Raw genomic sequence first — 26,413 nt, 5'->3', positions numbered from 1 at the left:
CTTAGTATTTATTTTTCGGAAAAAATAATACCTTATAATAATACCATTAGTATTTTTATGCTGATGGTTCAGAAATAAAGGGAGGTAAAAATGAGTTGCCGCGGATATCAGTGCGCCAGAGCCCGCCGGGCTGCACGCAGACAACAACTACAAGCGGAATACCGGCTCAATGCAGCGCTGAAAGCCGCCATCAACGGAGAATGCAATGAAAAACCGCCGGTTTTATCTCTGAACAGACGTCCGATGGACAGAGTCACAAAAGCACTCTCTGTCCGTCGCACTTATGCTGTAATTCACCCGGTATTGACAACATTATCCGACCGAATGCAGTTTGACGTGTGATCCGAGATATTCCCGCTTACGCTGGTTATCAGCCGCTTTGTAGCATTCAGGATACAGTGCCGCGATCTCGGCCATTAATTGTGCTGGTGTGTTAACTGATTCAATTTTTGATGCAAGAGCCAGTGCCATATCAAAAGCGACCCGCTCTACCGGATTATATTTTGGTGAAAAGATTTTATTTGGCATATTGTTGCTCCGTTTATCATTGATAAATAACAACATGCATTACTTATCATTATGCAGGCTTCCGGAATGAGTATATCGCCTGAACAGGTCAGTAACTGCGTATTTGTTCAATACAACGGCTGTTTTCCGGTTTGCTATATTCTTTTTTTCTTATCATGATAACTTTCGGATATTAATGTGCTGTCTGTCACACTTTGTCATGGTTTGCTGACAAATCCCGATAATACATTAATCAAGCTTTAAAAAGCCGGACACTACTACACATCCGCTCCGGTATAGTAAGTTCATCCAAGTAGAGAGTACCCTGAAGAAATGTTGTGATTATGCCCGCGGATTGCGGGCTTTTTTTTTATTTCTGTCAAGATGAAATTTTTGCATCACCCTTCCCGTTGACCTTTCTTTCATTTTACCGCTATTTACTGATACATACTTTCAGTAAACAGAATGGTGAACATAATGAAAAAGCAATTTTCTCTGTTTTTTTCCGGTGCTGTTTTAGCACTGGGATTTTTACTGTCAGGCTGTGATAAGGGCACAACTGACATGACAAAAATTAAAGTCGGTGTGATTAATGGCGCCGAGCAGGATGTGGCTGAGGTTGCCAAAAAAGTGGCCAAAGAAAAATACGGACTGGATGTCGAACTGGTCGGTTTCAGCGGTTCATTGTTACCGAATGATCCGACGGCCAATGGGGATCTTGATGCCAACGTCTTCCAGCATCGCCCGTTCCTGGCCCAGGATAATAACGCCAGAGGTTATAACCTGGTCGCTGTGGCAAATACCTTTGTATTTCCGATGGCAGGTTATTCCGATAAAATTAAAAATATCAGTGAATTAAAAACCGGTGATACCATTGCCATGCCGAATGACCCGACAAACCTCGGCCGTGCATTATTATTAATGGAAAAAGAGAAACTGATTAAATTAAAATCCGGCACCGGTTTATTACCGACTGCGCTGGATATTACTGAAAATCCGCTGAAACTGAATATCATGGAGCTGGAAGGCGCTCAGTTACCCCGGGTGATTAAAGATCCGAAAGTCACAGTAGCCATTATCAGTACCACCTATATTCAGCAAACCGGCTTATCCCCGGTAAAAGACAGTGTGTTTATCGAAGATAAAGAATCACCGTACGTCAATATTATTGTGACCCGTGAAGATAATAAAGACGCGGAGAATGTACAAAAATTTATTAAAGCTTATCAGTCACCGGAAGTTGCCAAAGCCGCAGAAACGCTGTTTAACGGCGGCGCCGTTCCCGGCTGGTAATCACGACAATACAGTGCCGGATACTCTCCGGCACTGTCATTCACGCCTCATCCAGTCCCAGAGCCCGGCAGGAAAGCAGTACAATCTGCCCGGTGATTTCCGCCAGTTCATCCTCACTGACAAATTTCGCTTCACTGCGGCACAGATACGCCTTTTGTGCCACCACAAACCCCAGAATCTGCCCTATCAGGGCGTGTGCCCTGATAATGGTTGTTTTTGTATCCGCCGGCGGGTCTGCAAGCTGTGCCAGCAGAGAGAGCCGCTTATGAAAAGGTTCAATAAATGACTGATAAATCACATCATAATTTTCAGTCTGCTCCAGCTGTTCCCGCAGGATCAGCGTGCCATACAGCGCGCGTTCCGGCGATAACAATGCCTTACACAGCCCGGAGACCATACTGACCAGTACTGTTTTCAGTGCCGTTTTGCCCGGCTGCGCCTGTGCCGTCAGTGCCTCTGTGGCAGCATCGATCCTGCTGACATCCGTCACAGCGGCCAGGTCATCGGTAATTTTCCGGATCACCGCGGCATACACGCCCGACTTACCGCCCAGATGATACGGAATGGCTGACTGATTCACACCCGCCTCCTCCGCCAGCTGCCGTGTCCGGACACCGCTGACGCCGCTGAGGGCAAACAGGCGGATCCCCGCCTGTATCAGTTTCTCTCTGGTCTGCTCTGAGGAGAGCGTATGTTTATTCATCTTTTCCGTCATCTGCAGGATTCACCGGTATAATCAGAGATCAGCACGCATCAGCCGGGTGGAATTATCATTCAGCTCAATTCCGCTGTTTTTCCCGACAATGACCGTACCGCCAAGGTTACACAGATGATAACCAAAGGCACAATTCGGTTCAAATGCAAAGCTCATCCCTGCCTTCAGCACCAGTTCCCGGCCGGGATTCGGCAGGCGCTCCACTTTGCGGTAACGGGATACCAGCGGCAGAGATTCAATTCCCGGCGCAGTACCAAACCCGATCGGACCATACGGATTGATGCTGTGGATCAGCGGATGCACATGCCAGCCGCCGGAAGCCAGCAGCGGTTTTTCCATCTCATCCACCACTTCCCCGAATGTCACGCCCTCTTTCAGATATGACACCCCGATGTCATAACACTCGCGGGCGACCTGTGCCGCTTTCTCCAGCTGCGGATGAATATTACCGACCGCAACCGCCGCCTGATGCTGGGTTTCATACATTCCGTACAGTGCGAAAATTTCTGACAACACAATATCACCGCGCTCAATCTCTCTGGGTTTTTGTGAGCGGTACTGCCAGGCAGGCTGACCCCAGCCGATATATTCCGGGCCGGATCCCATCAGGATCTCCGCCGTAAATCCCCCCCGCAGATAAACAGGTGGCAGTGACTGCTGCCGCAATATCTGCCTCACTGTTCCCCGGTACCGCTGTCACGCGCATGGCTTCACTCATCGCTTCACCGATGGCGGCAGCGTGGCGGATATGTGCCAGTTCTTCCTCACTTTTTACGGACGCGCGGACAAAAAAGTCACGGTAAACCGGTACAATCGCCGCCTGCGGATACGCCTCTTTAATCCCGGTCAGGGTATTGAACGGCATAGCACCATCAAAATAGAACGGCGGATACGGCTCCAGCCCGATCACGCCGATTTGTGCCGTCGCCGGTACATTCATCTCCCGGAGCAGTGCCCCGATATTACGTCCGGTTTTACCGACCATAATCTGTGACGGCGACAACCACTGATTGTCCCCGCGTAATGCGGCCTGCATATGGTCGGCAATCATCATCGGCGCAAATGTCACCACAACCGGGTCATTGTCCTGATAAAAAATCACCACAGACCCGAGGCGGTCATTGGTAAAATAGTGATCCACACAGAACGGTGCCGGAGCAGCGGATTCCCGGTCACCATAAACAATCAGAACATCCAGATTACGCTGACGCATGATGTCACGCGCCAGATCCCAGCGGCGATCCCGCTCCTGTAAAGAGAACCCGGCCGGTATTGCTGTGTTTGCTGTTTTCATAAGTCACCTTTTATTAATTCATTTGAATGAATTAATATCGTAGTGAATGATCCGATATCCGTCAATGACAAGATCCGGATCAACACCTGGTTTCCCCGCTACGCGGTGCTCGTTCACCCGATGGAAATGCGCGAAGGCGGATTATGCAATGTGGAAAAACGTATTTTCTTATTTAACTTTCCACAATAATCCTCTCCGGAAAAAAGAAAATGAAGACTCTCTTAATTCTTTATGATGAACCGGATTAATTCAATTTAAGCTATTAATCACTATTTTTTATGATAATAGTAATAACACCGGCACTGTAAAGGAAAAAACAATGAATACAAATCAGAGTGATATCGATAAGGCAGCAGCAAAAATAATCAAAGGAATGGAGCGTATTAACCGCTTTGCGGATAATTACACTGCATATCTTTCAGAAAAAGACAAGATGCAACTGGTCCGGCTGACAGAAGAATTACAAAAAAAACTTAATCCGGGAAAATAATAAATTTATTTCCTGTTGATGAACCGTTTAAACTTCAAAAAATACCGACATAACAAAATGATTTTAAACAATAAATTCAATATTGTTAACTATAGCGGAATATCAGGATTTGTCAGTTTTCTGGAGATTTGAAAATATTGCCACTGTTTATGTATATCCCGTTGTGCGGCGAAAAAAACAGGAATATGTTTCATCCATACCCGCTGAGCAGGTATAAATACTCCCGAAATCCTGAGGATATCATAATGAAACATTCAGCCCTTATTGTTGCAACTCTGGCCGGTTTATTCTCTTTCGGTGCAATGGCATCGACTCCGGCACCGGCAGTTTCCGCTGCGCATTCCGGTATTACCGCCACTAAAGCGGACAGCCATGCGAAAGCCGTAAAACATGAAGCAAAAGTAAAAAGTGAAAAAGGGAAAAAAGCGAAAAAAGTTAAAGAGGAAAAACAGGGCGCAATCTGATCATTATAACGGTGTTATCCGCGGATTAAACCGGCGCCATACCGGGGCCGTAAAAAAAACCTCCCGTTCACGCGGGAGGTTTTCCTTTCTTCTTCATTACCCGTTATCAAATCACTAACGCAACAATAAAGATAATGAGTGCCATGCAGGTGAAGAAACCAATAGGGTATACCATCGTACTTTTCGTCATTGGTGACATGATCGAATCTCCTGTAAACCTTACTTAGTATCTGACAAACAAAGAACCCGCAGATATTTAAGGACATCCGGAGATATAAGTAAAGCTGATAGATCACAAAATCAACCGGCAATCCGCACTCTGTTAATTCGCTGCAGATTATTACTTTTCGGCGGAGATATCCTGCTTACTGCACAACCACCATCACCAGCAGCACAAATATCAGCAGCGCCAGATAAGATTTAGCATAGAGTTTATCCGGGATCCGGCCAACCAGCGGCGCGCTGAGTTTCTGCCCCAGCCAGGATCCGGCAATCAGTAACATAAAAGCCTGAATATCCACATAACCGGCAAAACCGCTGCCGAATGCTGCCGTCTCATGGCGGGCCAGCAGAATATAAGTCAGTGTACCGGTCAGTGCCATCGGCAAAGACAGCGGATTAGCCATTGCCGTCGCCTGTGCCATTTCCGCACCACGGCGGCGCATCAGCGGAACGGTCATCACACTGCCGCCCACCCCCAGAAATGCTGCCACCACACCAATCACAGTACCGGCCACCGCAACAGCACCCGCTGACATTGTCCGCAGATGAGACGCTGACTGTGTCATAAACCCGGGGCGGAAAATACTGTCCAGAATAGTGATGGCAAGGTAAGCAATAAACATCCACTTAACCCATATCCCCTGAACTGCAATCGCCAGCAATGCACCTGCCACCGCACCGGCGGCAATATATCCCGCCAGCGGACGCACCTGCGGCCAGTTAATCATTCCGGCACGATGCTGGCGGAGTGTTGCCATTGATGCGCTGAATATCATCACTCCGGTGGATGTTGCCACTGCAATATGCATGGCCGCCGCTGCGGTATGGCTGTCTGCCGTAGCTGTTAACAATGCATAAAGCAGCGGAACAATAAAAAATCCGCCGCCAAAACCAAACAATACCGTTGTCGCCCCGACAATACAGCCACACGCTAATAAGAGTAAAAACACAGAATCCGCCCCGCTGAACATAATTGTTACCCATACTATAAACAGCAGACGGGCAATCTGCTTTTGCATGCGGGACAACCGGTATTGTATTTCAGCCAGGATGAGTTCAGCGGCACAGGAAAAAGAAAAGGCCCGCTGATATGCTCAGGGGCCTTAATAAATCTGCTGCTTATTGATCAGGTCAGATCTTTAATAACTTCAGAAGGGCCATTTTTCTGTACAGACGCGATACCATTCATTGCCCCCTGCTTTGAGGCATACATTTCGCTGGTGGCGATAATTTCATGGTTTCCGGCTTTCAGAACGAAATAGTACGGCTGCGGTGTATCTTTGGTCGATTTTTTTAACTCGTAATACCCCATAACAAGCTCCTCGGTTGAAAATCATGTTAATACGGCAAATCATAATGACGATTTCAGTATAGTCACTAATACGTAAAAACAGGAAATAAAAACCGGAAAAGATAAAACCCGCTGATATTCAGCGGCCGATCATCAGTAAGTAAGGGGTATTATCACAGATAAAATGACCGGCTTCTTTCATACCGGATTTCAGATGTGCACGAACCGAACGTTCATTATCCTGATTAATAAAGGCAACCGGTTTTCCACTGTTTTCCGCACACAGCCGCTGATACAGCGCCGGTAAGATTCCCTGCCCGCGATAATCTGCCCCAATACAGACCGGGCCGTAAAACCAGTTATTTTCCAGTAACTCAGCGAATTGCTGTGAAATCACCGCGGTCACCGGCGATATTTGTGCGGACTGCACCGGAAAACTGAACACCACCCCGGCAATCACGTCACCATCCTGCGCAATAATCACCGTCAGTGCATGCGCAAACATATTTTCAACTTTCTTCAGGGGATATTCCCCCAGCAATCCGCCCTGCCGTGACTGAGCATTCTCCTGTAATAATGCCGCCACCTGCCCGCAATCTGTATTAACCATCTGCCGGTAACAAATCATGTTTCCTCCTCTTTTTTGTCCCTGTAAACAAAAAGCCACCGGATTAACCGATGGCATATTAAGGAAATTCAGTCATCTTCCGGCGGATCTTTAAGAAGCTGGTGGATTTCTTCTTTCAGGCGTAATTTCTGTTTTTTCAGCTCCACCACTTCCTCACTGTAGCCGCTTCTGTCCGATTTTTCCAGACGGGCAATTTCATGATCGAGTTGGTTGTGTTTATCAAACAGCGTGCGAAACTGATGACTATTCTGGCGAAGATGGGAGATCAAATCACGGTATTCCGGAAACATAACAACTTACCTCCTGTCAGTGACTATAGTGCCATCATCTGCGATTTCAGTTCGCAAATCAAAGGCCGGATTTAAAAAATTTGACATAGGTTTGCGGTTTAATACCGTATCCGTTTTGCATGAAGATTATGCAGCGACCGACCGGACAACAAATCAAGGGGTTATTGTTAAGGTCATACTGGCTGATGGTTTTACTTCATAGAGCTGTTTTTCACTATTCCAGACAAATTCCGGCGATGCATACTGGCCATATGCATAAGAAGGAAATTTCGCAGGCTTATAAGAAAAATCACTATCGATACCGGTATTTCTGCTCTCCTTTAATCCGGCTTTAAAAAGTTCATTCTGTTTATTTCGGCTTTTCTCTGCATCCTGTTCAAATTTCGAATGACCGGCAAGCATATAGGTCGGCTTATTCATAAGATTTTCAGGTGTTTTTTTTGGTGGCGACGGTTAATTCGGCGTTAGTTTTATTGCCTGCTTCAGCACATCCGACAAGAAGACATAATGACAAATGAGATATAACTACATAATGCATAAGGTTAATTCCTGATAATTTAACCCACGCATTATTACATAAGATTATTTTATATGTAAACACAATGAAAAATAACGATATGTTACCAACTGATAATACCACCTGAGACTAAGTAAAATATAAAATGAATTTCACCACTATTACTTTTATTTGTAAAATAAATAACCTATATTTATCCATTTAATAGATGATTTATTCGCTGAAATAAATCTTTTAATATTTTAATCAGTTATAAGGATTTCCTGTTCCCGCCTGTGAGATTATTGCGGTGCTTATTGGTGCGTTTACTGTTATCTTCGGAACAATGATTTTTATCGGATTATGGTGCTACAGTAAATTCCGTCCTTTAAAAATAACCGTTATTGACTGATGTAAAACCGGATAAGACACAGAAAAAGCCTCACCAGAAGTGAGGCTGATTTCTGGTGTATCGATGACGCTTAAGGATGTTTTGCAGGACATCCGTTTGTCATGGCAAATTCGGCCAGAATACCATCAACGTCATTAATAAAGTTTTGTCCGTCCGCGAAAACTAATACAGGCAATGACTGGTTTTCTTCCCCGATAAGATCCACCAGCAGTTTTCTTGGTTTATCAAAATCAACATAAACAACATCTGTTGATTCACGCAATTCAGGATTCGTGGCAAGAACGCCTTCTAACAGCGTGCAGTCAGGGCAAAGAAAGAGACTACCGGGATAATTTAAGTCAGAAAATCCCATTTTTAAAAGATACAGTGTATTTTTCATGTGTTCCTCCGTTTTGTTATAAAAATAATCTACCATTCATCCGGTGGAAATAATTTCCATAACTCACTCAGATCCAATGAAAAAAAAGGATAAATATTCTCTTTCCGCAAAACAGGTTCAGTAGCGTTCAAATACCTCATAATCAGGGCGCTCCCCTCTCATAACAGCCCGCTGCTGTTCATGCACCGGTGCCCTGTCAGCCCTTTTCTGCTCCGCTGTACGTGAATTTTTATGGGGTTGCGGCCAATCCGTTTTGTTGTGCCCGACCTCCGGCCAGGTTGAACATCCTGTCAGCACGACATGAATAATAAGGAATAATATAAATTGCATTTCAGGAAACAGAAAAGACAGTTCTGAATATATTAAGCAGCGCCGAAAACTCAGTATATCCTTCCCTGTCCAAAAAATGTCCGGCGTTATTTTCAATAATAACCTGAGTCTGCAACGACTCCGCCAGCGTTTTCGATGCCTGCGGACTGACCACCCAGTCGTCAGAAGATATGACTGAAATTCGTTTATCAGAAATCTCTGTCAGCTTAGTATAATCCAGAGGATACTGAACATGCGCCTCCAGCTCAGGCAGTGTTTCCTGACTGCAATCAAAACCGGAGACTAAAATATAACCACCCAGTTTTGTCCCTTCCGGAATATGTTCAGTGATATATCGCAGCACCGTAATACAACCAAGACTGTGCCCGACAAAAATTGTATTTTCATCCGCTGTTATATTGTTGCTGATAAGGCATTGCTGCCATTTTTGCGGATCAGGAGAATGCGGTTCCGGCATCGCAGGAACGGCAACTGTGGCACCAAGCAATTCCAGTTCTTTTTTTAACCACGGAAACCAGTTATCTGCCGGTGATGCAGTATAACCATGAACAATAATAACGTTTTTTCCTTTCACTCTCAGCCCCGGTATTCAGGTTGAATTTTCAACATATTGGTTTTATCTGACTGTTTTAATATAACATTTCCCGTCATATTTTTAGCCGTTTTTTAGTTGTTTCAACTAAGAGACACAAAACCATTTTCCACAAAAATCTGTTGTGATTCAGTCTGTAACAGGTAATCAGCAAAAGTCTGAGCTATCGGCGACATTAAGGCCATACAATATATTGCTTTGACATTATGCGCCTCCGGGATAGCTATTGTCGCGAGTCCGGGAAGTTCTGACATTTTTTTCTGATAGTGCCGGTAACCAATAAATATATCTGCCTGATGAGAGTGAATCAGCCACTGAGACGCCACTTGTCCCGCTGGGATCACCGGGGAATTTTTTCCGCCCACCAGATACCGTGTACGATTGCGGATATTTTCCGCCAGTTCCGGATCGGCTTTACTGAGTTCAGAATAAAACTGCACCACATAATCGCCGCAGGGATCATCAACCGGCGTTGAAGTACCGATAATTAAATCCGGAGCACGCAGTAATTGCTGCCAGTCAGGATATTGTTCAGCTAATTCAATGGTGGTGGTAATTCCTAAGTAATTGGCAATAAAAGGCTCAACACTGAATGCTGTCTTATTCCGGAGTAATGCTTCCGGATGTGTCCGATCCGCAGACAAAAACAGGTCACACTTTACCCCGGATTCAATCTTTTGCCGCAATAAACCGGCCGGACCAAAATCACAGGTTACCGGCGGTATTTTATTACCGGAATAACGGGTTAAAATGGCAGTCAGCGCTCCCCGCAGACTGCCGGCCGCCATAATATGCATTAATGACTGCCCTGATATTGAGTGCGATAGAATTTCTGATACCAGTTATTAACATCAGCATCCACATCAATATCGGCAAATTTCTGCGGATACAATTTAGCAGCCATCCATAACTCACCGATTGCCATCGCTTCCGGCATCGGATATCCCCAGGCTTTGGCATATTCCGGCATTAAATAGACACGTTTATTTTTCACTGCATCAATAACCTGCCAGCGGGGGTCGTTATTAATTTCGTCAACAACGCCCGGGTAGCGATCCTGAATAAAAATAACTTCCGGGTTCCAGCTGATAACCTGCTCGAGAGAAACCTGTTTATACCCTTTAATGGTCGCAGCGGCAACATTCATTGCGCCGGCGTGCTGCATCATTAAACCGGTATATTTTCCTGATCCGTAAGTGGTTAAATCCGGGTTTGCCATATAGGCCCGGACACGCTGACTTTCATGGATATCTTTCAGACGTTGGGTCACTATATTCCTGCTGTCAAAGGTTTGTTTAATCAGCTCTTTTGCATTGTCCGGCTTATTAACGATATCACCAATCAGGGTAATCCCTTCTTTCAGCCCGTCATTGTAGGCTTGCTCTTCATTATCAAGCTCAGGATTCACATTATTTTTAGCGTGGCTGCTGTTGTCTTTCTGCAGTGAAATGGCGATAACCGGGATACCCACCTGCGTAATTTTATCGATCATTTCCTGTGGCGCATAATTAGTGACAAAAACTACCTGCGGTTTCAACTGCACCAGACTTTCAAGATTGACGCTTTTCAGATCGCCTACATTGGGCACTTTCACTAATTCAGGTGCCAGCCGTTCATAATTTTGACCGAGCTGCTCACGCCAGTTTCCCATCACGCCCACAATTTTGTCCGTTGCATCCAACTGAACCAGTAAATTCAGTGTCTGATGCTGAAGAACAGCCACGCGCTCAACATGATCATCAATAACAACCTTGCGCCCCAGCTGATCTGTAAACTCCCGCGCCGCCTGGCCGGAGAATGAAAAAATGACAGCAATAAACCCAATCAGATACTTTTTCATCATTATTACCCACTTTAACCGATATATACTTGGTTATATATCGATTGATTTCATGGGTCAACTGTTTCCGGGGGTATTACAGCACCGGAATGCGATATTCTGCATGCCAGTAAATGCCCCGGAAACCAAAAATCTGCCGGGACATAAAAATCAGCAACAAACCGATAAATATCATGATGATCACAACAAAGATTGGATAAAGGTACAAAATGAAAATTTAATATATGGGCTCCGGAATAACGAAACATGCTAACTATCAAGGAATTGCGGAGAGTTTATCCTGTAAATTATCGTTACCAGGTCAGTCTGTAACTATCATCAATTAATGACTTCAGTTCTTCACTACTGAACTCAGCATCCAGTATTATCGTAACCCAGTGTTCTTTGTTCATGTGATACGCAGGATAGATACCATCCTTTAAACGAAGAGAGCCAACCATTTCCGGCGCAGCCTTAACATTAACAATATCCACTACTTTCTCTGCGTCTCCGGCGCCTATTTTATCAGCAGATACTGACATTATGATAGCAAACCATTTGGCATTTCCGCGGTGCCTGAATACCGCATAATCCGGATATTTAATCCACGGATAGTCAGGGGCTGAGCCGTAATTAGTCCGGATATATTCAATCAGATCGTTCTTTTTCATATCAGCACCTTAAGTAAACCATTAATGGCTATGTCAGATACCGATATTACATCTAATCAGGCGGGTAACAAGGAAATTGACAGCAGGGAACTTCCGGCGGGATGCTGACTGATCTCCGGCGGATAAATAATGACTTTACCAACTGATATTACAGCATTTATCATGGCGCTCTGATATACCCTGTTTTTATGCAGTGATATTTTTGTACAAATTAAAACCAGCTCACAATATGTTAAGCTGGCTTTATTGTGTATTTGTTCTTCTTAAATAAGAATGATATTCATTTTTTATATGGTAATGAATAACATTTATGATTGTATTTTTTGCATCATCAGATTGCTAAAGGCTCCATATATACAAAGGAGCTTTTTACTGATTCAGTATAATCATTCTGAGTTTCAGGAAACAGAAATTCATAAGACACATGAAATATATTTATTATCTTAAATACAACACTGACATCTATTTTATTAACACCTCGTTCATACCTTGACAACTGCTGCTGTGAGACCCCCAGCATTTTAGCTAACATCTTTGTAGTCAAGCCATTACGGTGTCTTAAGTCGCGGATATTCTGCCCTACAATAAAATTAATATCTTTCATTATGAACCTCCTGATAAACATATATTAAAGGTAAAGCATAATATGCTGACTGACAAACCAAGCTATCAACAAAAAATATACAACTCAGAATAATTATCTAAAAACAAAAGGCATTGACGGAAAAAAATCTTAAATTATTATTTAACGACAAGCAAAAAGACCAATTAACCCCATTAGCCTTAATTATAAACCTAATGCCAAGTATTTATACTTGTTTATATTACGTTTAACTTTTGGCAGGTATATTCGGTTGCAGAAGTCGCAAGTATCCCTTCCGTTAATCAATTTGCCCGGCAATAGCCGGGCTGTTTTTTTTCAGTTGTATCTGCTTTAATAATATCCATCGGTTATCGTGTCTGTTTATCCGACCTGGCAGGTGCCAGTTTGATATACTTTCCCCTCCGCATATCATCCCCGTAGTTTCTTTTTCCCGAAGGTATTTACCACCAGAAAATACTGTGTTCTGTACCGAAAGAGAGATTACAGAATATCTTTGATGCTCTCAGCAAGTGTTGTTGTTGGTCGTCCAATCAGTTTACTCAGAGTATGACTATCATCGAATAATCCTCCTACGGACGCACCAACATCAGAGTCAGCAAGCATTTCAGACAACTCATCAGGCAAGCCCGCATTTTTCAGTGCGGCAACAAAATCAGCCTGACTTAAATTCTGATACACAACATTCTTTCCGCTCTGTTCAGTCAGTTCTTTCGCCAGGTGGCTTAATGTCCGGGCCTCATCTCCGGCAAGCTCATACACCTTACCCGCATGCCCGTCTTCACTGATAACACAGGCGGCAGCCGCCGCATAATCAGCTCTGGCAGCGAAAGCGATTTTGCCTTCTCCGGCCGCACCAATAAAGACACCATGCTCAAGTGCAGCAGGTACACTGGCCAGATAGTTTTCCGTATACCAGCCATTGCGCAGAAGGGCATACCGGATACCGGAATCAGCCAGCATTTTTTCTGTTTCCACATGCTCAGTATGTAAACCCAGCGGAGAGGTGTCGGCATGTAACAAACTGGTGTAAGCAATGAATTTCACATTAGCTGATTTTGCCGCATTAATCACATTACGATGTTGCGTGACACGCTGTCCGATTTCACTGGAAGAAATCAAAAGCAATTTCTCAACCCCCTGTAATGCCCTGATTAATGATGCTTCATCATTGTAATCAGCCTGACGTACAGAAATTCCTTTCCGGCTCAGGGATGCACCTTTTGCCGGATTACGGACAATCGCCACAATCTGGCCTGCCGGGACTGTTTGCAGCAGATTTTCAATAACATGCTGACCCAGGAGGCCTGTCGCACCGGTAATTGCAATCATAAGATAGCTCCTTAATGTATCACTTGTGTTTCGTTAACATAACACCTAGACTTACTTAAAGTAAGTACATACAAAAAGGTAAGTGCAACGTGGCAGCTTCAACATTATCCCAACAGTTACGCGACGGTAATTTATTTGCCGCGCAATGCCCTTCCCGGGAAATTCTTAAACATGTAACAAGCCGCTGGGGGATACTGATTTTAATTTCCCTTCGTGACGGGACACACCGTTTCAGCGATTTACGACGCAAAATCGGCGGAATAAGTGAGAAAATGTTAGCTCAGTCATTACAGGCGCTGGAACAGGATGGCTTCATTAATCGCGTGTCATATCCGGTATTACCGCCGCACGTCGAGTATACACTGACCGATCTTGGTGAACAGATAAGTGAAAAAGTCACCATACTGGCAGACTGGATAGAGATAAATCTTTCGAAAATACTGGCGCAAAAGGAAGATAAAACAGCATAGTGCTTTACACTATTGGTTCCCGGGTCGTCAGGCATTATTCCGGACGCTTTGTCCCGTTAAATTTCTGTCCGCTTTTCAGTGGCAGAAAATTTACGATATCCCTTGTAAGGACCATAAATATCCCGGGAATACCGTATTGCTGGCTGTTGTTACCGGAACGCGGCTTGCTATTCCCCTCTCCCTCCGGTGTCAGGCACTCAATATCAGTCTGCGGGATGTGATTGCCGGATGCCGTGATCTGTATGTCAGCAAATATTTAGTCCACTACACAAGAAATACATCACAGTCACAGCCCGGCGGCAAGGTAACCGCAAATACCCTGACCACCAACTTTAAAAAAGCCAGAGATAAAACCGATATCGACTGGGGAGAAGGAACACCGGCAACATTTCATGAAATGCGGTCATTATCGGAGCGTTTATACCGGGAACAGGGAATTAATACCCAAAACCTGCTGGGCCATAAAAACCAGCAGCAAACCGATAAATATCCTGATGATCGTGGCAAAGATTGGATAAGAGTGTTGATATAATGTTTTATTGATACATAGTTGAACTCGTATATCTGTTTTCTAGGTCATAAGTCAGGTTTGTGCCAGAAACGGACATAGAAAACACGATGTTATAAGATTAGGTGCATATCTCCGATCGCATTCATTGGACGTAATGATCGTACTAAGCCGATCTCAAAGGAAAGCATTAATCAGGTAATTGAGCTATTAGGATAAAAAGGAAGGCTGACGGGGAATGGTTTTCGTCACACATTGAGTACCATTCTGCACGAAGAAGGATTCAACTCTGCATGGATCGAAACACAGCTTGCACATGTGGATCAGAACGCTATTCACGGGGCTTACAATCATGCACAGTATTTGGAAGGGAGACAACAGATGATGCAGTGGTATAGTGATTACATAGATAGCTTGTCTAGAAATAAACTTCCGCAATTTTTTCTTCAAAAAAAGCAGTATGAACAATAAATCTAGTTGATGCATACAAAGGTTATTGTCGATAGCAAGAGGAGCGTCACAATCATGAATGTACAGAAAACCAAATTTTCATCTAAAGAATTTTTAAGGCGCCGTCGCCCTGAAAAGTTTTCTGATTCAACAATCAGAGAGACTGGTACTTTAGATAGAGTTGTACTGGAACACTTCCTCTCTACGCTAAATACAAGAAATCAAGAATTACAATTCGAGGATTTTGCAAAAAAAATATGTGAAAAAATAATTTGCCCTAATCTCCTTGAACAGACTGGTCCTGTAGCAGGGGGGGGATGGTAAAACTGACACACAAACATACCCTGTTTCGGAACAGAATAAGCTCCTTTGGTTCGAAGGTGTTAATGAAGCATCAAATAAAGAACGTTGGGCCTTTGCGGTAAGTACACGTAAAGACTGGAAGAAAAAATGTCATGAAGATGTACTTAAGATAAAAGAAACAGAGCGTGGGTATACTAAAGTATTTTGCGTAACGAATCAATCTGCAAAGTCCAATATTCGTTCAGAGGTTGAGGATACACTAAAAACAAAAACTGGAATAGATGTCCGTATATTAGATATTAATTGGCTATTAGATCAAATTTACAAAAATCATTTTGAGCAATTGGTCATTGATTCATTGTCAGTTCCAACGCAATATAAAAGAGAAGTTATTTTTGGAGAAAATGATTATAAGAAACATAAAAAATATGAAGAATTAACCGAGTATATTAGAGAGAAAATAAACCCTGCTGAAATTTCATATGAACAAGTGGATATATTTTTAGAAATTGCAGAGTTAAGCGCTGAACTTGAGAAACCACTAATTGAAACACAAGGTCTATTTGAAAGAGCTATAAAAATCTCAAAAAAATTCGGGACTAATCAACAATTGCTAGATGCGTATTATCAATACGCCTGGAAATCCCATTTTTGGATGGAAGATTTTAATCTCTTCGAAGAAAATCTTCAATTAGCGTATGAAAGTATAGCATCATCAACTAATTCCTCAAAATGGGAAAAAGTTTTAAATTTAGTAACCGTTCATAAAAGTTATATTAGACTTAACAACGCAACATCTACAATCGACATTGAGAATATTGAACGTAACATGCTCGCCAAACTAGATGAGATAGCTAACGATGATTCACGTCCCAGTAATGCGCTCACAGCGAGAACTCACAAAGCCATTTATAAACTGACAACGTTTTCAGATGTAGAAGATGCTTCGGTTGTATTTGAAGAGTTACATGAAATTTTTAAAAATAGCGGGAATTTAATAGGCTATCCGTTTGAGAAAAACTTCCAACTTTTGAACGAACTAGATGACATTTTTTTTCGATGTAGATGCATATGAAAATTTATTAGACTATATGACTGAGCAATCTGCTGTTAGAGGTGGTGAAGTTAAAGGGGCATTATTAAATCTGCGAAGAGGTATAAAGAGGCTTCAAAATGGTCACCCTTATCAGGCAATCAAGTATTTAGGAAAATCTTTTATTCCACTCTATAAAGAGGAATCACGAGATAAATTTATATTAGCATTAAAAGCTATTGCTTATGCTTACGAATCCATTGGATTACTATGGAGTTCACGTTCATGCTTGCTTCTATCCGCTTCTTTGATTACAGATAACTTCTGGAAGTATGATGAGATATCTTTAAAGCAGGCTGAAATTTATTATAATTTATGTCTAACAGAAATAAAACTAGGGAAATTAGCACATGCTCTTTTATGGTATGAACTGTTTTTAATAATTAACGAGAATATCAGTGATAGCTCGTTCGGCGATAAAGAAAATCAGCAAGTCGATTTTTACATAAGTCAACTCATTTTGAACACTGACCTAAAGGGAATAAATCGACAGAGTAATATCCCCGATGAGCTCGATAGATTAGGCCTTTTTGTATCATCGGGATGTCTTAAATATGCTTTAGGTTATATTGAAGATTTTGAACGTGAGTACGGAGTTACTGCCGATAAAGATCATAATGATTTCTTGCAAAAAATACGTGACTTTGATACAGGATTTAATAGTAAGGGCATAAAAGATAACCATGACAAACGAGGAGTACATACATCTTTTATTTTTGGATGCACTATAGAAATTAACTTTCCGAATCGGTCACCATTTATAGAGTTTTCAACTAATGTCTTATCACTTTTAGAGGGTGCTTTTGCAACCTGTACGATTGACAACATCTATCTTAAAGAAGCATTTTTAATTATTGAAGTAATAGCAGATGACGATGATGACTTATCCTTATCACATGAAATAAATAGCAATAGTGGAAAACTAAATCTTACAATAAATTGCGCTGGTTTTGATGTAAGTGATTTTAGAATCGAGGTGCAACAAAAAATCACTAATAAATTCAAAGAATTAGTGTTCAATCTTCTCCCCGAGTTATTTTTTTATAAAAAATACAGAATACATTGAAAAAATGATCTTCGAAGATGCTGCATTCGACAGAGCAATTAGTTTTGGTGCCTGTATCAAATCTATTGAAAATGTTCTTGGTAATGATATTGATCAACAAATTAAGAAAATTTATTCCGCCAGTTCTGAAAAGAAAACTTACCCTCTTTTAAGAGATAAATCCTGGGATAGTGAATTTTCGAAAGTGTTGGAGATCGAGGATATAAAAGCTCCAACACCCGGTAAAGGAAGAATGCCTGAAGAGGAACTTAATTTCGAAAATATAACACATAAAGATTATTCCATACAAAGTCTAATCAAACCTCGTCTATGGGATAGAACACGCTGGCAAGGAGTAGGTTTCGCTCAATTAAAATCGTGTTATCCAGGGTTATATCTATTATTTAAACACCCCGATATAGGTGAGGATATTTTTAAAGATCTTATATCATCAGTAGGCTTGGTAGATAGTAAAGCCAGATTACGGGTTTGTATTGTCAAGGGCATCTCAGTTAAAAACCCAACTCATTATAGAGTACTAATATCTGAAAATATGATGACAACCCCATTAACTAAAAGAATGACAATGATCAGTAGAATTAATACGATGACTCCTGATAGCAATGTCAATCTAGAAAGATTTCTTACTGCGTATCAGGCCTGTGGAAAATTCTATCTTGGATGTGATGCGATGTTAAAAAATATTGTTCCTGAGCATCCACAAAGAGATAGTTTAGGGATAGAAATGAGTACGTTAGATGTTAGGTGGGCTTGGGAAATTGGGTTAAATGATGTTGATTGTATTGGGGTTAATTTAAAAGAAGATGACCCCTATATTCCTAATGATGTAGCTGAGATCCCATTATTGCAATTGATAAACAGTAAATAAAATGTTTGCCAAGAATACCGCCTCTTAAGGGGGCGGATTCTAAACAAATCTTTAGCCTCTTCACTAATACTATTAGTGTTATTGCTTTCACAATAAATTGCTGACCTACTCCCCATTGCTTAACAAGCATCGAAGTAAGTATACATTCTGAACTTCCGCTTTTCGCTCAAAGCGACCCTCTCCTTACCCGCACATCTCAACCTCAAACCACCTACAACCTGTACAAATTTCATACCGTTTTGCTAAATCATTTTGCAAACTTTTTGATAACCGTTTCAGATTGAACAATAAAAAACGGGAACTAATCAGTTCCCGTTAACTATTTCACCGTAAACTTAATTACATGTGTTTGATGATTGCATCACCAAACTCTGAGCATTTCAGGAGCTTAGCGCCTTCCATCAGACGTTCGAAATCGTAAGTGACGGTCTTGGCAGCGATGGCCCCTTCCATTCCTTTAACGATTAAGTCAGCGGCTTCAAACCAGCCCATGTGGCGCAGCAGTAGATACTAAGAATCAACATAACTGCATAATTTTATTATTGAAAACCATTAAAAAACAATGCTATTCAGGTGTTTGAATGCTGCACCTAACCTATTGTTTTAACACTATTCCACTGATAGTTTTGGGGAATGTATTTTCAATTATTGGTTCGTGAAAAAACTTATTCCATCTCAATGCGCTTTATCACCTAACTGGACGCATTAACTTTTCACCACCGGCAGCTGACTGAAATTTGTCGTGTATGCCGGTGACAGCATTTCACGCTTCATCTTGTACCTGCTATCGCTGCCTTTACCGGCAAACCACACACGGCCCAGCCTGCTATTATTTATCGTGTCGATAGTCTTCATCAGCTCGTCACTATTTTTGAATGGCTGCCGGATGGCGAACATGTCGAGCTGAGTGACTGCTGAATACGTGAAATCTGATAGAATGATGCCCGCCTTATAATATCGGTATCCGTCTCGCCAGATACTATCCAGTGCTCTCATGGCGGCATTGATGATGTCCCGCGTGTCGCAGCTGGGATACTCGAGTGAAATGTTTGCACTGTTCGCATAGTCCGGCCCGTTGGCGTGTCTGCTGGTCTGAACAAACAGCCCGATCATACGGCAGCGTTGTTTTTCTTCCCGGAGTTTTTCTGTTGACCGTTCAGCATATTCACATACGGCCTTTCTCATGGTGACAATGTCTGTCACTTTGGTACCGAACGACCTGGAGCAGAGGATCTGCTGTTTCACCTTTCTGACTTCTTCCAGCTCAATACAGGGTTCCCCGTTCAGCTCCCGCAGCGTGCGCTCTGCGATAACACCAAAGGTTTTACGGATAGTCGCCGGTGCGGCGTTCGCCAAATCTAATGCCGTACGGATACCCATTGTATTCAGCTTGGCAGATATGCGCCGGCCGATACCCCATACCTCACTGACCGGTATCAAAGCCAGTAATTTACGCTGGCGCAGGGAATCAGAAAGGTCGACCACTCCGCCGGTTTTTTTTCCATGTTTTTGCGGCGTGGTTGGCAAGTTTTGCGAGTGTCTTTGTCGGTGCAATACCAACACCGACCGGAAGGTGTGTTTTCTGCAGAATGGCAGCCTGTATCTCACGGCCGTAATCTTCCAGGCTGAATGTCCTGGTCATGCCGGTAAAATCAAGAAAGGCTTCATCGATAGAATAGATTTCTGTGGCGGGTGCGAAGGATGAGAGCAATGTCATCACACGGCTGCTCATATCGCCGTACAACGCATAATTTGAACTGAATACTGTCACATTATTTTTGTGACAAAAAGCGCGGCATTCATAATACAGCTCCCCCATTTTGATGCCGAGAGCTTTCGCCTCTGCTGACCGGGCGATCACGCAACCATCATTATTACTCAGGACGATGACCGGCTTACCTGTCAGGTCTGGCCGGAATACTCTTTCACAGCTGGCGTAAAAGCTGTTTACATCCACCAGCGCAAACATCACTGCGCCCGGTGAATGATGTAGGTGACCACGCCGAAAATCTGTAAATCCTGCTCACTGCTGATTGCGATAGGCTGATAATCCGGATTCATCGGGATCAACATAGGCACAGGAGACAGCTGCAATTTTTTGACAGTAAACTCACCTTCAAAACTGGCAATTACTATATCACCTTCAGCAGCGGTTACCGCGCTGTCCACGATAACCACATCACCATCAAAGATATTTGCATCTATCATCGAACTACCTTCAACCCTGAGCAGGTAGGTGCTTTCAGGATGCCGGATCAGCTCACTGTTCAGGTTTATGCGGTCCTCGATATAGTCCGCCGCCGGTGACGGAAACCCGGCCGGGACATGCTCCAGGAACAGAGGCAATGTCAGAATTGCGTCATCGTTGGTCTTGACAAGTTTCATACTCATAACCGATTAACTGTATATATATACAGTTAATGATAAAGAAGTTTGGCTGTCTCATCAATCTGATTTTTACTAATATTATGCGTCACATGCATTACTCATTGAAATCAAATCCGGTAGCCAACTATGAGCAAGGAGCGGACGTTGATATTTATATATCAATAAAGAAAATGCCAAAAAATGTAGTAGCGATTCGTTAACCACCTAAAATATCAGTTCTTTTAATGACTAGCTTGATCGCCGTCGAATATCACTCCAACAGGCTTACTACAAGTTTCCCATACCATTTCCAGCACTTTGCTAACTAGTTAGTCTTGCTGTCCAGCGATAGTGACTTGCCAAGCCCACTGGTGTCTTTGCGAACAGGTCTTATGTAGTGAAGATCGCTCTTTACGCAGAGTCGGTATTCAGAAAGCACAAGGCTGAAAATGTGTGAGCCTGAACATAAGGAGAGAATTTAGAACCACTGGAAACAATGGGATAATGTAATGTTTATCCTTAAATCCCTCTGAAGGATTCATTGTGCGTTTAAGAACAACAAGTTTTGAAACTGAATACTGTAGTTTTTTTAACTACGATATAAACAATTTATTTTATAGAAAAAATGTCGTATAATTCTGCATCATCAACGGGAGGAAATATATGACAAATGATACATCACCAAATCAATATGTTTCACGCTTATTAAATAAAAATGAAGACGATAGACTAAATGAACTCAAGATTATTCTTTCCGAGTTAGATATAGGTATCAGGCTAAGGAAAATAACGCAACACCAAAAACATGAGATCATTCATGAAATAAAGCGAGCCATTGCGGATGAAAGAAACATTTCTTTCGATGAAAAAAACGATCAATCTGATGCTATTAGTCGAGGGAGTGCTAGTGCCAGCAATGATGACTTGGTGGATTTAATAGCAATGCTTAATAGAGGAAGAATTCAATGAGTGATAGTTATTATAATATGTATTCATTGGCCGTGTCTAGTGCTGCATTACTTCTCTCATTGTATACATTTTTCAAATCAAGAAAAGATGTTAAGTTTGCGCAAGAGAATGCAAGTGAAGCATTGAAATTGCAATATGGTGCAATTGAACTTCAAATTCGAACTGGCATAACTAACGCAAGAAATACAATAAATAATTTGACACCAATCTTGACACCATACTTAGCAAAAAAACAAGCAGGCTCATTGAGCGCTGAAGAGTCTTATTCTCTTGATTTATTATATAAAACTTATGATTCTTGCATTGAAGACCTCCTTAACCAATATGATGAAGCATGTAAGAAATATATTGATGGTAAAATTGACAGAGAAATGTTCAAAGAAATATACATTCATGAAATAAAAAATATAACATCAAGCCAAGATCTTTCTTCCTATTATAATTTAGAAACAACGAAGTACACATCTACCTTAAAGGTGCGTGATGAATGGATACCTGATTGATATTAAGTGCCTTTATCGATCGTTTAAAGGCACTTAAATTAACAACTAATAATTAATTATTAATACCAACTTAATTTTGATATTCCTTTTAAATATTCATCAGCAACTAAAGAGAATCTGGAAATATCCCCTCCAAAGAAGCCACTTTTTAATGGAGCCCAGTTAACACCTTGCTCTTTGGCTTCCTTAATCATATTAGATAATGGGGAATTGTACAAATTTCTTTCTTTCCAACCAAAACGGCCTACAGGTCCCCATGGAGTTCGCTCTTGCTGCTGATGCAGATCTGCGATGACAAGTGCTAAGAAACATTCAAAATTATCAAAAACATTTTCGTAATTCTTCCCAATAAATAGAGTATCATCAATTAATGGTTGCAAGATGGTATAGAGATGCTCACTCATTGGTACAAAATGCCTTTCAAATCCAGGGAGTTGCTTAAATACACCTTGTTGAGCCAATTCCAGAATGGCATTCGAAATGGCTTCAGCAAAATATAGCTGTTTACCATTGTTTGAAAGTGACGAGTCTAATTTTATAAAAAAAACACTAAATAGTACATCATATTTTTTATTTTCAAATGCTGCTATCCCTAATGCATAAAACTGCATTATTAAGGGATACCATCGTAGATTTAACCATACAGTTAAACCATTCCCTCTTTCCAGTCGGTCAGTTGAACGAGCTAATGCTTTACTTAATAATGGAATATGGATTGTTCGAGCCCAATATGAGACACAAGAAATTATTAGGATTATAGTTTTAGATATACTTTCATATTTAGAAATCCTCTCAAGAAGTTCTTCTTTAGTAAACTGACCATTTACTGAGAAAAAATCCTCACTGGTTTCAGATAGAAAACTTTTAACTTCATCAATCACAAAATCATGTAGCTCGATAGAGGATGAATCATTTGCCAGTAATTTTTTTGTTTTTCTTATTTTATCTTCAGCGTTTAAAGGAGAAAATTCCGTCTGAAAATAGGGAACCGAAATCAACCTATCATTATCCGTTGTTTCCTCTAAATTGTCATGGGACCAAGAAGGAGATTTAAAAATAAAATCCCCATCACCATCAATATAGCCATAATGCGGACTTTGATTTGAAGACTTATCATTTGATACTTTATTGTAAACATAAGTCATCAAACCATTGGCGGTTAATACACCGTTTTCGGTTAATGCTTTTCCTTTTAAACCTTCAATTAGATGTCCGGTGAATACTGAATGATTTGGCAAAGGCCCACCAGAATCTGAGACAGTTTCATCGGCTTTACCGGCTGTCAGAACTTGTCTGGAATACCGTAGCATCATATCATTTAAGAAGCGCGTACTGCCTGGACCTATTCCCCGTGTTAATGCCAGTCCACCATAACAGGCATCCATAACGAAAAGTATATGCTTCGCTCTTATCAACTCTGCATTTTTGGTAAGTTCATCCCAGCGTATAAAGGTGGATAAATCATCAGTGATTGCGTCATGAGGTACGAGAAACCCTACTTCGCCATAAATTCCAGTTCGTGTTTCACCATGCCCAGCATAAAAAATGAAAATCCTCTCATCCAGTTCAATATCATCCCTTGTAAGTCTGGAAAATGCTCTTAATATATTTTCTTTGGTAGCATTTTCATCAAGAAGAAACGATATGTTTTCCTCTTTGAAATCGAATTCATTGATGAGTAAACTCTTTATTTCTGATGCATCATTAACTGCATACGCAAGAGGAGGGACATTTTTATATTTATTTATACCAATAACTAAAGCCCTGCTATTGATATAACTTTCCTTTAGGAAGTAACGAAAATCTTTCATAAGCATATTCCATCGTGTCAGATCGTTGTTAGTATCACTGTGGATTATATCACTTTGTTTATTCATTATGCTGTATGCTTCAACGTTATAGCTACAAAACGCGCTTAGAGTATGATGCGAAGCCAGCTGACGATGTCAGTGAAATGCTAAGTTTGTTAGTTCCGGTTCCGGCCAGAATCTCTGCTTAGTCGCTTCTTCTGGCTGTAAAAACTGCCATCATAACAGCCCGAGTGTATTGGTCGTTTCTTTCGTGGTGGTATTCTCCCGTTATTTTTGGCAGCTTGCGTCCTCATGGCGACCTTTTCTAATACGTAGATTGACAACTCCTAAACGAATACGGAGTTGTATCTGCCTACATAACGTATTTTGCCAGTCAGTTATAAATTAACAGTATTCAATATGAACAATTTCCGCTCCTAGCACAGCACGGCCTGTAAGATTAGATTGGGCTTTAACAACTATGTCAGGTTAAGTTTGAATTAATACATATAAGGATTACCGCACCATACACCCACCAACGCGGCTTTGTTTTATTCCTCTGCGTCTCCGGCCTGCTCCACTATTTCCTGAGCCTTCCGTTCTGCCTGTTCATGTTCCATCTGTTCGGCCAGTTCACGCTGCTTCACATTCCACACTGAGCCCTGCGGCATTTCCACGCGCACATCGAGGCGGGTAGATTCCGGCAGGTCACACGGTTCGCCATCCTGGTAGAAAATGCGTTCACCTTCCGGGGTGACCTCTTTCAGTCGCCAGTTCTGGAAACGGTCCGGTAAATGCGCATGCTGACGGTGACAGGTTTCGATGATGATACTGCCGTCTTCCAGTACGCGGTCATCGACATAAACCAGCTCAAGGCCGTTATTGTCTTTCGGTACCGAGATACCACCGTTTACACCCCAGGCACCATCTGAGTTATAACCGAGTATACCGGTAATGTGATATTGGCCGGTAGCTGTTCGGCTGACTTCAGCGCCTTCGGATTCGTCGTTGATGTCGAAACTACCGTCTGGGTGGATTTGGATAATTGGGGATGATACCTTCAAAAATCCACTACCATCCACTGTCGTATTGGTTTGCCCCCACAACGTGTTCCAAATCATTTCACCGGATGAATATCGCACGTTGACAATGACCCTGCCGTTTCTGCCAGCAACAAACATCCGCATTCCGTGGGTATCTGAGTAGTTCATATGGATACCAGTTCCCCATTCAGAGAAGTAGTTATCATCCACCCCCCCCCCTGCTTAAAGACAGAACAACCATTAGCGACATACAGTAAATCAGCGTTTTTATACCATACCGATTGCCCGCCGATACCAGTCAGTGATTGAATCCACTGCCTTGTCGCCATTGTACCATTACCATCGGGAACCTCTGTCTCTCCCTGCCATTTTCCGGAATGAAATTTAGAAAAGTAGGTGCGATTACCAACAGTAGCTATGGCCAGTCTGGCACTTTTTTCTTTGTTCCAGATCGAAATATCACCAAGAGCAGCAATATTGGCTTCCGTATTAATAACCCCCTCTCCCGTCACCAGGAATTTTGCAATACCGTCAACAAAATAGGTCAGATATCCATCATTACTGACTTTAAGTATCTTTTTCTTGTCTTTTGAATATAAAATCCCGGAATCACCATCCTGCCCAGCAAAATTATTAACCCAGCCTATTACTGCCTTTTGGCTCATAACATCCGTTTTCGATTCACCGGGCTCCTGAACCACTTTCGGTATCTTGCTGATAGCATCATTAAGGGCTTTAATGCTGTCCAACGTCACCTTCTGGCCGTTCGGCAGCTCAATTTCCACCTGGCCGGTGTCCGTCATCCACTGCTGCATTGCCTGGAGAAAATACACGATATAGCCCTGATTCGCTGACATGGTGCGGGCCGCATCTGAAATGGTATCCGGTACCGTGGTGGCAATGGAGTATTTAGCGCCGCTGAGTGTGACCGGGGCGTTGAATGACAACACCAGTTCGGTATCACTGTTTACCGCGCGGATCATCATACTGATAGGCGCTGCGCCGTTTTCGATGCTGATAAGCTGGCCCGGTGCCACACCGTGAATGTTCTTTTTCCACTGCGTACCGGTGCCGGTCACAATTGGTGAACCGGCTTTAATGGCTATGGTGCCGTCTGTGTAAATCATGGGTTTTCCTCGAATTTCGGACATAAAAAA

29 protein-coding genes and 5 pseudogenes are annotated in these 26,413 nt (G+C 42.3%); 13 read left to right on the top strand and 21 right to left on the bottom strand.

Annotation, left to right across the window (positions count from 1 at the left end; genetic code table 11):
* Nucleotides 1-312: 312 nt before the first annotated feature.
* The gene (locus JL661_RS06850) at nt 313-564 is read right to left on the bottom strand and encodes a hypothetical protein (protein ID WP_004235059.1); all 252 of its coding nucleotides are present in this window, start codon (nt 562-564) and stop codon (nt 313-315) included.
* A 420-nt stretch (nt 565-984) separates the two neighbouring features.
* Here JL661_RS06850 and nlpA point away from each other — a divergent pair, with 420 nt between their 5' ends.
* Nucleotides 985-1,800 carry a lipoprotein NlpA gene (gene nlpA, locus JL661_RS06845; protein WP_024473388.1) on the top strand — a complete coding sequence of 272 codons (816 nt, stop codon included), beginning with the start codon at nt 985-987 and terminating at the stop codon, nt 1,798-1,800.
* A gap of 40 nt (nt 1,801-1,840) precedes the next feature.
* Here the strand turns inward: nlpA and JL661_RS06840 are convergent, their stop codons facing one another.
* Together JL661_RS06840 and JL661_RS06835 are read right to left on the bottom strand one after the other, a co-directional pair.
* Nucleotides 1,841-2,503 carry a CerR family C-terminal domain-containing protein gene (locus tag JL661_RS06840; protein WP_225310136.1) on the bottom strand — a complete coding sequence of 221 codons (663 nt, stop codon included), beginning with the start codon at nt 2,501-2,503 and terminating at the stop codon, nt 1,841-1,843.
* 33 nt (nt 2,504-2,536) lie between these two features.
* Nucleotides 2,537-3,809, bottom strand: a pseudogene (locus tag JL661_RS06835) (M24 family metallopeptidase).
* A gap of 42 nt (nt 3,810-3,851) precedes the next feature.
* Here JL661_RS06835 and JL661_RS06830 point away from each other — a divergent pair.
* From JL661_RS06830 to JL661_RS06820, 3 genes are all read left to right on the top strand, one after another.
* On the top strand, nt 3,852-3,998 hold the full coding sequence (locus JL661_RS06830) for a hypothetical protein (RefSeq protein WP_155724824.1): 147 nt from the start codon (nt 3,852-3,854) through the stop codon (nt 3,996-3,998).
* Between the two features lie 130 nt (nt 3,999-4,128).
* Entirely contained in the window at nt 4,129-4,299 is a 171-nt protein-coding gene (locus JL661_RS06825; protein ID WP_004235050.1) for a hypothetical protein, read from the top strand.
* Between the two features lie 245 nt (nt 4,300-4,544).
* On the top strand, nt 4,545-4,763 hold the full coding sequence (locus tag JL661_RS06820; protein ID WP_004235049.1) for a hypothetical protein: 219 nt from the start codon (nt 4,545-4,547) through the stop codon (nt 4,761-4,763).
* 365 nt (nt 4,764-5,128) lie between these two features.
* Here the strand turns inward: JL661_RS06820 and JL661_RS06815 are convergent, their stop codons facing one another.
* From JL661_RS06815 to JL661_RS06760, 12 genes are all read right to left on the bottom strand, one after another.
* Nucleotides 5,129-6,004 carry a sulfite exporter TauE/SafE family protein gene (locus JL661_RS06815; protein WP_080981048.1) on the bottom strand — a complete coding sequence of 292 codons (876 nt, stop codon included), beginning with the start codon at nt 6,002-6,004 and terminating at the stop codon, nt 5,129-5,131.
* A 107-nt stretch (nt 6,005-6,111) separates the two neighbouring features.
* Nucleotides 6,112-6,297, bottom strand: a complete 186-nt coding sequence (locus tag JL661_RS06810; RefSeq protein WP_004235045.1) for a YegP family protein — start codon at nt 6,295-6,297, stop codon at nt 6,112-6,114.
* 118 nt (nt 6,298-6,415) lie between these two features.
* Nucleotides 6,416-6,904 (bottom strand): GNAT family N-acetyltransferase, encoded by a 489-nt coding sequence (locus tag JL661_RS06805; RefSeq protein WP_062771457.1) that lies wholly within the window; start codon nt 6,902-6,904, stop codon nt 6,416-6,418.
* Nucleotides 6,905-6,972: 68 nt separating this feature from the next.
* Nucleotides 6,973-7,194 (bottom strand): HP1242/YdcH family protein, encoded by a 222-nt coding sequence (locus tag JL661_RS06800; RefSeq protein WP_004239807.1) that lies wholly within the window; start codon nt 7,192-7,194, stop codon nt 6,973-6,975.
* A gap of 153 nt (nt 7,195-7,347) precedes the next feature.
* Nucleotides 7,348-7,614 (bottom strand): hypothetical protein, encoded by a 267-nt coding sequence (locus JL661_RS06795; protein ID WP_004235037.1) that lies wholly within the window; start codon nt 7,612-7,614, stop codon nt 7,348-7,350.
* Nucleotides 7,615-8,172: 558 nt separating this feature from the next.
* On the bottom strand, nt 8,173-8,481 hold the full coding sequence (locus JL661_RS06790) for a DUF3088 family protein (RefSeq protein ID WP_004239806.1): 309 nt from the start codon (nt 8,479-8,481) through the stop codon (nt 8,173-8,175).
* Between the two features lie 331 nt (nt 8,482-8,812).
* Nucleotides 8,813-9,385 carry an RBBP9/YdeN family alpha/beta hydrolase gene (locus JL661_RS06785; RefSeq protein ID WP_015422798.1) on the bottom strand — a complete coding sequence of 191 codons (573 nt, stop codon included), beginning with the start codon at nt 9,383-9,385 and terminating at the stop codon, nt 8,813-8,815.
* 101 nt (nt 9,386-9,486) lie between these two features.
* Entirely contained in the window at nt 9,487-10,200 is a 714-nt protein-coding gene (locus JL661_RS06780; RefSeq protein WP_062771455.1) for a substrate-binding domain-containing protein, read from the bottom strand.
* Entirely contained in the window at nt 10,200-11,246 is a 1,047-nt protein-coding gene (locus JL661_RS06775; RefSeq protein WP_004235031.1) for an ABC transporter substrate-binding protein, read from the bottom strand. Before JL661_RS06775 ends, JL661_RS06780 begins: the two co-directional genes overlap by 1 nt.
* 290 nt (nt 11,247-11,536) lie before the next feature.
* The gene (locus JL661_RS06770; RefSeq protein WP_004235029.1) at nt 11,537-11,893 is read right to left on the bottom strand and encodes an MmcQ/YjbR family DNA-binding protein; all 357 of its coding nucleotides are present in this window, start codon (nt 11,891-11,893) and stop codon (nt 11,537-11,539) included.
* Nucleotides 11,894-12,224: 331 nt separating this feature from the next.
* Nucleotides 12,225-12,497: a helix-turn-helix domain-containing protein gene (locus JL661_RS06765; protein ID WP_015422800.1), complete on the bottom strand. Its 273-nt coding sequence runs from the start codon at nt 12,495-12,497 to the stop codon at nt 12,225-12,227.
* Between the two features lie 480 nt (nt 12,498-12,977).
* Nucleotides 12,978-13,826, bottom strand: a complete 849-nt coding sequence (locus JL661_RS06760) for an SDR family oxidoreductase (protein ID WP_032098665.1) — start codon at nt 13,824-13,826, stop codon at nt 12,978-12,980.
* Between the two features lie 89 nt (nt 13,827-13,915).
* Here JL661_RS06760 and JL661_RS06755 point away from each other — a divergent pair, with 89 nt between their 5' ends.
* From JL661_RS06755 to JL661_RS18330, 7 genes and pseudogenes are all read left to right on the top strand, one after another.
* Nucleotides 13,916-14,296: a winged helix-turn-helix transcriptional regulator gene (locus JL661_RS06755; protein WP_004239793.1), complete on the top strand. Its 381-nt coding sequence runs from the start codon at nt 13,916-13,918 to the stop codon at nt 14,294-14,296.
* A gap of 64 nt (nt 14,297-14,360) precedes the next feature.
* Nucleotides 14,361-14,828, top strand: a pseudogene (locus JL661_RS06750) (tyrosine-type recombinase/integrase); the annotation flags it as partial.
* A 111-nt stretch (nt 14,829-14,939) separates the two neighbouring features.
* Nucleotides 14,940-15,275: pseudogene (locus JL661_RS06745) on the top strand (tyrosine-type recombinase/integrase); the annotation flags it as partial.
* Nucleotides 15,276-15,329: 54 nt separating this feature from the next.
* Nucleotides 15,330-15,578 (top strand): hypothetical protein, encoded by a 249-nt coding sequence (locus tag JL661_RS18345; RefSeq protein ID WP_247718687.1) that lies wholly within the window; start codon nt 15,330-15,332, stop codon nt 15,576-15,578.
* A 337-nt stretch (nt 15,579-15,915) separates the two neighbouring features.
* Nucleotides 15,916-16,632, top strand: a complete 717-nt coding sequence (locus tag JL661_RS18340) for a hypothetical protein (protein ID WP_247718686.1) — start codon at nt 15,916-15,918, stop codon at nt 16,630-16,632.
* Nucleotides 16,601-17,716 (top strand): hypothetical protein, encoded by a 1,116-nt coding sequence (locus JL661_RS18335; protein WP_247718685.1) that lies wholly within the window; start codon nt 16,601-16,603, stop codon nt 17,714-17,716. Before JL661_RS18340 ends, JL661_RS18335 begins: the two co-directional genes overlap by 32 nt.
* 4 nt (nt 17,717-17,720) lie before the next feature.
* Nucleotides 17,721-18,584 carry a hypothetical protein gene (locus tag JL661_RS18330; RefSeq protein ID WP_247718684.1) on the top strand — a complete coding sequence of 288 codons (864 nt, stop codon included), beginning with the start codon at nt 17,721-17,723 and terminating at the stop codon, nt 18,582-18,584.
* Between the two features lie 339 nt (nt 18,585-18,923).
* Here JL661_RS18330 and JL661_RS06735 read toward each other — a convergent pair.
* From JL661_RS06735 to umuD, 3 genes and pseudogenes are all read right to left on the bottom strand, one after another.
* A pseudogene (locus JL661_RS06735) lies at nt 18,924-19,091 on the bottom strand (isocitrate/isopropylmalate family dehydrogenase); the annotation flags it as partial.
* Nucleotides 19,092-19,289: 198 nt separating this feature from the next.
* Nucleotides 19,290-20,553: pseudogene (gene umuC / locus JL661_RS18325) on the bottom strand (translesion error-prone DNA polymerase V subunit UmuC).
* On the bottom strand, nt 20,553-20,969 hold the full coding sequence (gene umuD, locus JL661_RS06720; RefSeq protein ID WP_062771450.1) for a translesion error-prone DNA polymerase V autoproteolytic subunit: 417 nt from the start codon (nt 20,967-20,969) through the stop codon (nt 20,553-20,555). The pseudogene umuC and the gene umuD overlap by 1 nt, the downstream one beginning before the upstream one ends.
* Before the next feature lie 645 nt (nt 20,970-21,614).
* Here umuD and JL661_RS06715 point away from each other — a divergent pair.
* Both JL661_RS06715 and JL661_RS06710 read left to right on the top strand, forming a co-directional pair.
* Nucleotides 21,615-21,920, top strand: a complete 306-nt coding sequence (locus tag JL661_RS06715) for a hypothetical protein (protein ID WP_062771448.1) — start codon at nt 21,615-21,617, stop codon at nt 21,918-21,920.
* Nucleotides 21,917-22,423: a hypothetical protein gene (locus tag JL661_RS06710; protein ID WP_062771446.1), complete on the top strand. Its 507-nt coding sequence runs from the start codon at nt 21,917-21,919 to the stop codon at nt 22,421-22,423. The genes JL661_RS06715 and JL661_RS06710 overlap by 4 nt, the downstream gene beginning before the upstream one ends.
* 59 nt (nt 22,424-22,482) lie before the next feature.
* On the opposite strand, the gene JL661_RS06705 is transcribed toward JL661_RS06710, so the two are convergent.
* From JL661_RS06705 to JL661_RS06695, 3 genes are all read right to left on the bottom strand, one after another.
* Complete coding sequence (locus tag JL661_RS06705) at nt 22,483-24,234, bottom strand: caspase family protein (RefSeq protein ID WP_062771798.1); 1,752 nt, start codon at nt 24,232-24,234, stop codon at nt 22,483-22,485.
* A gap of 530 nt (nt 24,235-24,764) precedes the next feature.
* Nucleotides 24,765-25,277: a phage tail fiber protein gene (locus tag JL661_RS06700; RefSeq protein ID WP_225310135.1), complete on the bottom strand. Its 513-nt coding sequence runs from the start codon at nt 25,275-25,277 to the stop codon at nt 24,765-24,767.
* Between the two features lie 143 nt (nt 25,278-25,420).
* Nucleotides 25,421-26,383 carry a hypothetical protein gene (locus JL661_RS06695; RefSeq protein ID WP_218481038.1) on the bottom strand — a complete coding sequence of 321 codons (963 nt, stop codon included), beginning with the start codon at nt 26,381-26,383 and terminating at the stop codon, nt 25,421-25,423.
* Nucleotides 26,384-26,413 lie beyond the last annotated feature (30 nt).

The organism is Morganella morganii, assembly GCF_019243775.1.
GTDB classification, from domain to species: Bacteria; Pseudomonadota; Gammaproteobacteria; order Enterobacterales; family Enterobacteriaceae; genus Morganella; species Morganella morganii.
This window is presented reverse-complemented; position numbering and strand designations above follow the sequence as displayed.